Raw genomic sequence first — 7565 nt, forward strand, 5'->3', positions numbered from 1 at the left:
GAAACGGCCGTATTCCCAAGCTCTCTGCCGCTGCGCGAACCCACACGGATCGGAACAGAGCCGAATGGGAGTCCCCGGGGTAGACGCCGTAGACCCGGTTGCCGTACCCTCGCCCTCCCCCCGAAAAAGCGCGGCCGGCTTGCGCCGCGGGTCCGAGGAAAGGAGACCTCCGTGAGCCCCGCCCAAACCGCCGACGTCCTCGTGGCCGACCTCAGGGAGCTGCGCTTCGGCCCGCCCGTGGCGTTCGTGTACAACCCCCTCGTGTACGCCCGAAGGCCTTACGATCTCTACTGGGACCGCTACGGGCGCCCACCCAAGGAGGTGCTCTTCCTAGGAATGAACCCAGGCCCCTTCGGCATGGCCCAGACCGGGGTGCCGTTCGGCGAAGTCGCGGCGGTGGGGGGATGGCTCGGCATCGACGCCCCCGTGGCCCGTCCCGAGCGAGAGCACCCGGCCCGGCCCGTGGAGGGGTTCGCCTGCCGGCGCAGCGAGGTGAGCGGCCGCCGGCTGTGGGGCTGGGCCCGAGAGCGCTTCGGGGCGCCCGAGGCGTTCTTCCGCCGGTTCTTCGTGGCCAATTACTGCCCCCTGCTCTTCCTGGAGCAGGGCGGCCGCAACCGCACCCCCGACAAGCTCCCCACGGCGGAAGCCGGGCCCCTCTACGCCGCCTGCGATCACGCGCTGCGGGCCGCGGTAGACTACCTGCGGCCCCGGCTCGTGGTGGGGGTGGGCAAGTTCGCCGAGGACCGGGCACGGGCGGCGCTCGCGCGGACGGGCGTGGCGGTGGGCCGGATCACCCATCCCAGCCCGGCAAACCCGGCCGCCAACCGGGGCTGGGCTGAGATCGTGGAGCGGGAGCTGGGCGCGCTGGGGGTTCGGCTGTAGGGTTGCGTTTGCGTTCCGGAGGGATCGGGTGAGTTGGCCCGGCAACTCGTCGGCAGGGCTCAGTCCCCCCGGGCGAGGGCATCCAGCCGGAAGGCCACGAAGGCGATCCTCTCGAAGTCGTCCTCCCGGGTGTACCGAAGACCCGGTTCCACCTCGAAGAAGAGCCAGTCCCGATAGAGCATCCTCCGGTATTTCACGCTCACCACATGGTTTGTGATGCGCATGGCGGGATGGGTCTCGCCCTGGAGCGCGTAGCGGTAGGTCAGGGCGTCGCGGGAACTCAGCCGGTGGTACACGGCCAGCGCCTGGAGCAGGTCGAAATTGTTGTCGTCCCAGAGGTAGGTGGCCCGGGAGGAGAGGCGCAGGAGCAGGGGCTCCGCGAGTTGCCGCTCGAAGTCCACGGAGGTTGCCTCGCCGAACCCGTCGGAGAGAAACCAGAAGAAGCTCTGGGCGAACCGGAAGTTCCAGGAGCCCAGGGGCGTCTGCCACCGGCCACGCACACGGGTGAAGGGGTCGGGCGGGTAGGGGAACTTCACGCCCCCCGTCAGGGAGACCCGCCAGCGCCGCGTCTCCTGGAGCAGCCCCTCCAGGCCCAGTAGCGTTCGCCGAGTCTCCGACGGGGTCAGGGAGGCAGGCTGCTCCTCGGGGGGCCTGGGTTCCTCCGCCAGGGCGTCACGCTGGCTCTCGAGCACGAGGCGGAAGCGCTTCTGGGTATGAGGGAGAACGAGTCGCAGGAAGATCCGGTCGTCGAAGTCCCAGGTGCCCTCGTCCTCCCACAGGGCCTCACCCCCCACCTGGAGGTAGCTCCCCGTGGCCTCCTCGTAGGCCAGCTCTCCCCCGAAGAAGCCGTCGAAGTAGCGTGCCAGCGCTTCGACGGCGTCGGCCACATAGTCTTGGGCCCGGTCCACGGCCCCGTCCTCTGCACCGGGCGCCTCGACGCCCTCCTTCTGCTCCTCCCCTCGCTCCGCCCCCTGCTCCTCGACGGTGGCCCCGGCCGGAACGGCGGCAAGGCACAGGGCCGCTGCGCACACCAACCCCCGCAGCAGGCGCCGGCCCGCCGGGGCACGGCAACCGGCACCCCTCACCTCCCCATCCTCTCGGAAGACGGCGTCCGCGGTCAGGCGCTCACCCTCCCGCGACCGCGAGGCCCCGGCCGCGCAGGTAGGCCTTGACCTGACCGATGCGCAGGAGCCGGAAGTGGAAGACCGAGGCGGCGAGCAGCACGGCGGCCTTGCCCTGGGCGGCCGCCTCGCAGAAGTGCTCCAGGGTTCCGGCGCCCCCGGAGGCCACGATGGGAAGCTTCACGGCCTCGGCGACGGCCCGGGTAAAGGGGATGTCGTAGCCGGCCTTGGTGCCGTCCCCGTCCATGCTGGTGGGCAGGAGGACCCCGGCCCCCAGCTCCTCGCACCGGCGGGCCCACGCCACGCAGTCGATCCCCACGGGCCTGGTCCCCCCCGCCACCACGAGCTCGAAGCCCGAGGGCATGGCCGGGTTTCGCCGCCCGTCGATGGCCACGGTGATGCGCCCTGCCCCGAACCTCTCCGCCGCCCGGGCCACCAGGTCGGGGTCCTTTACCGCCGCGCTGTTCATCGACACCTTCTGGGCCCCGGCCCCGAGCACCGCCTCCACGTCCTCCAGGCTCCCGATGCCCCCGCCCACCGTGAGCGGGATCGCGATCTCCTTGGCTACCGCCTCCACCCACTGGAGGCGGGTCTTTCGGTTCTCCAGGGTGGCTGCGATGTCGAGCATGGCGAGCTCGTCGGCCCCCTCGCTCTGGTAATAACGCGCGTTCTCCACCGGGTCGCCGGCATCCTTGATGTCCACGAAGTGGACCCCCTTGACGACCCGGCCCTCCTTCATGTCGAGGCACGGCATGATGCGAATGGGTTCCATGGCAGGTCTCCTCTTCGAGTGGTTGGCAAGGGCGAGATCCTACCCCAGGTGCGCCCGGCAGTCCTACGAGGACGTGACTCGGCCTTCGCGCGAGCCGGCACGGGCTGCTACGCCACTTGCACCGGCCGTTCCCAGGTGACCGCCTACTCTACGGCAGCAATGCTGCCAGCTCCGCCACCGAAAACACGGGCTTGCCCCTGGCCACGGCGCGCTGGCGCAGGGCGTCTGTCTTGGTCCCCGGCGGGGCGTGCAGGAAGAGGAGGCGCTCGGCCATCTCCGCGACGAGCTCGTTCCGCCGCTCGGCCAACTCGGAGGTCATCCGCCGGGCCTTGGCGGCAAACGGCGAGAGGATGAGGAGGCGTCCCTCTGCCAGGGCGTCGCGCTTCGGCTGGGGCAGGCGGCGGGGCTGCGGCAGGCCCCGGGCCGGGCACCACACCACGGGCTGGGTGCCGCGCAGGAGGAGCTCCAGGCACTCCTGCTCCATGGGCGTGTGGAAGCCGCCGATCACCGGGATGCCGGCGTCCCGCAGGGCCCGTGCCGCCTCGTAGGCCCGGAGGACCACGTCGCCGGGGCAGCGGGTGGAGCAGAAGAGGCCGAGGAGGTCGTGGCCAAGCAGCGTCGATTCGCCGAGAATCCAAAGCTCAGGGAATTCGGCTTCGCCGGCGCCGCGCAGAGCGGACGGGTAGTCGGCGCTCGCCGGGGTCAGAACAACGGCTTCAGCGTGCATGGAGTCCTCCGCCCCCCGTCCCAGAGGCCGTCTCGCCAGGGGAGAAGCGCGGCCCGGTCGAGCGGGTCTATTCGCGATCTATTCGCAATCATGAGGGTGTGGTTGTGGAAGACGACGCGGAAGGACGAGTGACGAGCGGCGGTCGTCGCGCTAGGGACCGCGGATCGCGGTGGGCCGAAGACTGCTATCGCCGCCCTATGAACCATGCTGCGTCCATACGTGTTCATAGGCCTCACGGGAGCCGATACCGAACCCACCGCCGCTCGCCCTCGCGACGGAGCAGGCCCTGCCGTTCCATCTTCTGGAGAAGGTACGTGGCTTGCCGACGCGAAGTCCCGAGCAGCCCCCGACACCGCTCGTTATCGATGTCGCCGTGTTCCTTCACATACTCGACAACCCGCTCCTCCTGGGCAGCGACAACCTCCTTTCGCTTTCGTGTCCCGCCCAGTGTACACGATTGGGTCTCAAAGTCGGGTGCTTTTGTGCGACGCCGGCGGGAGCGGGGTCAACGGGGGTGGGCTGGCGCGTGCGGCAGGACGTCGAAGGGTTCGGCACTCGGCGGGGCGAGCCCCGCCCTATGGTTGGAGCTGTGCGTCGCTCCCCAGGACGGGGCTTGCGCCGGGTTCTTCTCCGGCGGCCGTCTTCTCGCGCCGCCGTTTCCAGGGTCTACGCCAGATCCGCGTGGTAGTCCTGCAGGCTCTTGACCCGGCCCAGGCCCCGGCGGGCGCCGGCGATGCCGCGGGCGGCGGCGAGCGCGGCGGCGGTGGTGGTGATGTAGGGCACCTTGTGCCGGATGGCGGCCTTGCGGATGTAGGAGTCGTCGGCCACGCTCTCTTTGCCGCCGGGGGTGTTGATCACGAGCTGGATCTCGCCGTTCTTCACGGCGTCGGCGATGTTGGGGCGCCCCTCCAGGAGCTTGAGGATCGGGGTCGAAGCGATGCCGTGCTCCGCCAGGAAGCGGGCGGTGCCCTCGGTGGCCCGGATGGCGAACCCGAGCTCCGCGAACTCCCGGGCCGCCGCCAGCACCCCCGCTCGGTCCCGGGGGGCGACGGTGATGAGGACCGTGCCCTCCAGGGGCAGGCGCCCGCCGGCCGCGTCCTGGGCCTTGAAGTAGGCCACGCCGAAGCTCTCGGCCAGGCCGAGCACCTCCCCGGTGGAGCGCATCTCGGGCCCCAGGAGGGGGTCGACCTCGGGAAACATGCCGAAGGGGAAGACCGCTTCCTTGACGCCGAAGTGGGGCACCGGCCGGCGGCGCAGCCCCAGGTCGGCCAGCCGGGCGCCCAGCATCACCTGGGTCGCGAGCCGGGCCATGGGGATGTCGCAGACCTTGCTCACCAGCGGCACGGTGCGGCTGGCCCGTGGGTTGGCCTCCAGGATGTACACCGCGTCGTCCATGATGGCGTACTGGATGTTCATGAGCCCCACCACCTTCATCTCCACCGCGATGCGCCTGGTGTACTCCTCGATGGTGTCCAGGTGCTTGGCGGGGATGGAGACCGGAGGGATGACGCAGGCCGAGTCCCCCGAGTGGACACCGGCGAGCTCGATGTGCTCCATCACCGCCGGGACGAAGGCGTCGGTGCCGTCGGCGATGGCGTCGGCCTCGGCCTCGATGGCGTTCTGGAGGAACTGGTCGATGAGGATGGGCCGCTCGGGGGAGACCTCCACGGCCTTGGCCATGTACTCGCGCAACATCTCCTCGTCGAGCACCACCTCCATGGCCCGCCCCCCCAGGACGTAGGAGGGGCGCACGATGAGGGGGTAACCGATGGCCCGGGCCACGGCGAGCGCCTCCCCCAGGTCCCGGGCCATGCCCGACCGGGGCTGGGGGATGCCCAGGCGCTCCATGAGGGCCTGGAACCGCTCCCGGTCTTCGGCGGTGTCGATGGTCTCGGGGGTGGTGCCCAGGATCGGCACCCCCGCTGCCGCGAGCTCGGCCGCGAGATTGAGCGGCGTCTGGCCCCCGAACTGGACGATCACCCCCAGGGGCTTTTCCTTCTCGCAGATGGCGAGCACGTCCTCCACCGTGAGGGGCTCGAAGTAGAGCTTGTCGGAGGTGTCGTAGTCGGTGGAGACCGTCTCGGGGTTGCAGTTGACCATGATCGACCCGTACCCCAGGTCGCGCAGCGCAAAGGCCGCGTGGACGCAGCAGTAGTCGAACTCGATGCCCTGGCCGATGCGGTTGGGCCCGCCCCCCAGCACCAGCACCTTGCGGCCACCGCCCACCGGCGAGCGGTCGGGAGCGTTGTAGGTGGAGTAGTAGTAGGCTGCGTCCTCCACCCCGCTCACGGGCACGGGCTCCCACCCTTCCACGGCCCCCAGGGCCGCCCGCCGGGCCCGGACCTCGGCCTCGGCCACCCCCAGGAGCCGGGCCAAGTAGCGGTCGGCAAAGCCGTCCTTCTTGGCCCGGAGGAGGAGCTCGTCCGGGGGCAGCCCCCCGGCAAAGGCGCGCAGCTCCTCCTCGAGCTCCACGAGCTCCTTCATCTGCTGGAGGAACCAGGGCTTGATGTGGGTGCGCTCGTGGAGGAGCCCGATGTCGGCGCCCTTGCGCAGCGCCTCGTAGAGGAGGAACTGGCGCTCGCTGGAGGGCTCGGCGAGCTGGGCCAGGAGCTCGTCGAGGGACTTCCAGTGGAAGTCCTTGGCGAAACCCAGCCCGTAGCGGCCGTTCTCGAGGGAGCGGATGGCTTTCTGGAAGGCCTCCTTGTAGGTCCTCCCGATGCTCATGGCCTCCCCCACGGCCCGCATCTGGGTGCCGAGCTTGTCCTGCACCCCCTTGAACTTCTCGAAGGCCCACCGGGCAAACTTCACCACCACGTAGTCCCCCGAGGGGGTGTACTTGTTCAGCGTGCCGTCTCGCCAGTAGGGGATCTCGTCCAGGGTGAGGCCGGCGGCGAGCATGGCCGAGACGAGCGCGATGGGAAAGCCCGTGGCCTTCGACGCCAGGGCCGAGGAGCGCGACGTGCGCGGGTTGATCTCGATCACCACGACCCGCCCGGTCTTGGGGTCGTGGGCGAACTGCACGTTGGTGCCGCCGATCACCTCGATGGCGTCCACGATGTCGTAGGAGTAGCGCTGGAGGCGCTCCTGGAGCTCCGGGGCGATGGTGAGCATGGGGGCGGTGCAGAACGAGTCGCCCGTGTGCACCCCCATGGCGTCCACGTTCTCGATGAAGCACACGGTGATCTTCTGGCCCTTGGCATCGCGCACCACCTCGAGCTCGAGCTCCTCCCACCCGAGCACCGACTCCTCCACCAGGATCTGGCGCACGGGGCTAGCGGCGAGGCCCCGGCTCGCGATGGTCTCGAACTCGTCGCGGTTGTAGGCGAATCCGCCGCCGGTGCCCCCCATGGTATAGGCGGGGCGGATGACCACCGGAAGGCCGATCTCATCGAGCACCTGCCAGGCTTCCTCCAGGGTGGTGGCGATGGCGCTGCGGGCGGTCTCCACCCCCAGGCGCGCCATGGTCTGCTTGAAGACCTCCCGATCCTCGCCGCGCCGGATGGCGTCGAGGTTCACGCCGATGACCCGCACGCCCCAGCGGTCGAGCACCCCCCGGCGGGCGAGCTCGGAGGAGAGGTTCAGGCCCGTCTGCCCCCCCAGGTTCGGCAGCAGGGCATCGGGGCGCTCCGCTGCGATGATCTCCTCCAGGGCCTCGGGGGTCAGGGGCTCCACGTAGGTGCGGTCGGCCATGCCGGGGTCGGTCATGATGGTGGCGGGGTTGGAGTTGACCAGCACGATCTCGTACCCGAGCTTTCGCAGGGCCTTGCAGGCCTGGGTGCCCGAGTAGTCGAACTCGCAGGCCTGGCCGATCACGATGGGGCCCGAGCCGATGATGAGGACCTTGTGGATGTCGTCTCGCCGGGGCATGGGGGCTCCTTCCCGAGAGGGGAGTCGAGGGCGCGGCGGACCGCGGGGCGGTCCGTTCATAGAGGGTTCAGGGGGCAGCCGTCAAGGAGCAAACGAGCCCTGGATCCACCGCCTGGGTGGCAAGCGGGTGGTGCTGCGCCTCAGGATCCTCCCCGGCTCCAAGCCGACCTGCTCTGCCACCCGCTGCAACAGCTCC

General features: G+C 70.2%; 6 protein-coding genes. 1 reads left to right on the plus strand and 5 read right to left on the minus strand.

What is annotated here, in order from left to right; genetic code table 11:
* Positions 1–171: 171 nt before the first annotated feature.
* Positions 172–882 (plus strand): uracil-DNA glycosylase family protein, encoded by a 711-nt coding sequence (locus AB1578_20355; protein MEW6490247.1) that lies wholly within the window; start codon positions 172–174, stop codon positions 880–882.
* Between the two features lie 59 nt (positions 883–941).
* Here AB1578_20355 and AB1578_20360 read toward each other — a convergent pair whose 3' ends face one another.
* From AB1578_20360 to carB, 5 genes are all read right to left on the minus strand, one after another.
* Entirely contained in the window at positions 942–1967 is a 1026-nt protein-coding gene (locus tag AB1578_20360; protein MEW6490248.1) for a hypothetical protein, read from the minus strand.
* 40 nt (positions 1968–2007) lie between these two features.
* Entirely contained in the window at positions 2008–2775 is a 768-nt protein-coding gene (gene hisF / locus AB1578_20365; protein MEW6490249.1) for an imidazole glycerol phosphate synthase subunit HisF, read from the minus strand.
* Positions 2776–2923: 148 nt separating this feature from the next.
* Positions 2924–3502 (minus strand): hypothetical protein, encoded by a 579-nt coding sequence (locus AB1578_20370; GenBank protein ID MEW6490250.1) that lies wholly within the window; start codon positions 3500–3502, stop codon positions 2924–2926.
* A 232-nt stretch (positions 3503–3734) separates the two neighbouring features.
* Positions 3735–3887, minus strand: coding sequence for a SelB C-terminal domain-containing protein (locus tag AB1578_20375; GenBank protein ID MEW6490251.1), 153 nt, complete (start codon positions 3885–3887; stop codon positions 3735–3737).
* A gap of 281 nt (positions 3888–4168) precedes the next feature.
* Positions 4169–7369 (minus strand): carbamoyl-phosphate synthase large subunit, encoded by a 3201-nt coding sequence (gene carB, locus AB1578_20380; protein MEW6490252.1) that lies wholly within the window; start codon positions 7367–7369, stop codon positions 4169–4171.
* Between the last annotated feature and the right edge of the window lie 196 nt (positions 7370–7565).

This window comes from Thermodesulfobacteriota bacterium (assembly GCA_040756475.1).
Lineage (GTDB): Bacteria > Desulfobacterota > Deferrisomatia > Deferrisomatales > JACRMM01 > JBFLZB01.

Excerpts from the sequence above, each read along its gene's own strand:
- hisF (MEW6490249.1), bottom strand. The coding sequence starts at position 2,775 with ATGGAACCCATTCGCATCATGCCGTGCCTCGACATGAAGGAGGGCCGG.
- AB1578_20370 (MEW6490250.1), bottom strand. The coding sequence starts at position 3,502 with ATGCACGCTGAAGCCGTTGTTCTGACCCCGGCGAGCGCCGACTACCCG.
- carB (MEW6490252.1), bottom strand. The coding sequence starts at position 7,369 with ATGCCCCGGCGAGACGACATCCACAAGGTCCTCATCATCGGCTCGGGC.